The organism is Cupriavidus sp. WS, assembly GCF_000395345.1.
Taxonomy (GTDB): Bacteria; Pseudomonadota; Gammaproteobacteria; order Burkholderiales; family Burkholderiaceae; genus Cupriavidus; species Cupriavidus basilensis_B.
The window spans coordinates 1-794 of sequence record NZ_AQPL01000736.1; the positions used below are offsets into that span (position 1 = coordinate 1).

At 59.8% G+C, this 794-nt stretch carries 1 protein-coding gene; it reads left to right on the forward strand.

Features of this window, described 5'->3' with window-relative positions; all coding sequences use genetic code 11:
- A partial coding sequence (locus tag K206_RS44145; RefSeq protein WP_196812987.1) for a hypothetical protein occupies positions 1-606 on the forward strand: 606 nt, incomplete at its 5' end.
- Positions 607-794: the final 188 nt, after the last annotated feature.

A 794-nucleotide genomic window follows, 5' to 3' on the forward strand; every position in this document is an offset into this window, starting at 1 on the left:
AACGCATTCCCGGCGCAGTTCCAAAAGGCAACCGCCGAAGGCGCGTTCCAGCAGCTCGGCATCGACGTGAACAGCCTCATCGCGCTCAGCGGCGGCAAGATCGTCGACGTCGCCGGCAACGGCGACTTCGCCATCGGCAGGTGGACGGACGGCTCGAACAGTATCGGCAGCATTTCGGCCAACCAAGGCGCGCACTATGCAGTGGGAAAGCCACTAACATTGATCGCCGACCGTACGCTCCAACCTGATCTTTCCATTGGCCCAAAGCTGACGTGCTCCAATGTCGCAGCAACCTCTCCGACCAGCGTTTCTGGGAACTTTGCACCCGGAAAGCTGAACTCGGCTACCGCTACCATTTCTTTGGGTGGCCCGACCTTGGACTCGTTCTCGCTTGATATCGGAATCGGCTCAGACGCACATGCAACGGCTGCGGTGCCATTCACGATATTGAGCGGGGTAACCATTTCCAATGGAGTTGCCCAGCACATTCAGGTCCTCGGAAGCTCGCAAAACAGCCCCTATCTCGCTATTGGCTACTCCATCGCGACGCCATCGAGCGGGGATGTCTCGGGTGTCGTAGTGCTTCAGTGCAAGCTGCCGTCATAAGTAATCGCAGCCCGAACGCCGGCTCCCGCCGGCGTTTGCATTCCTTCCCAAGAACAAGATCACCGTGCAAGTCGTTTATCGATTCCTCACTTCCGTCGCGGCCATGGCAACCGCTCTTACCCTAACGGGATGCGGCAGCGGTGGCGATGCCCCGGCAGCATCAGTCCCGGCCACGACGACGCCTCCGC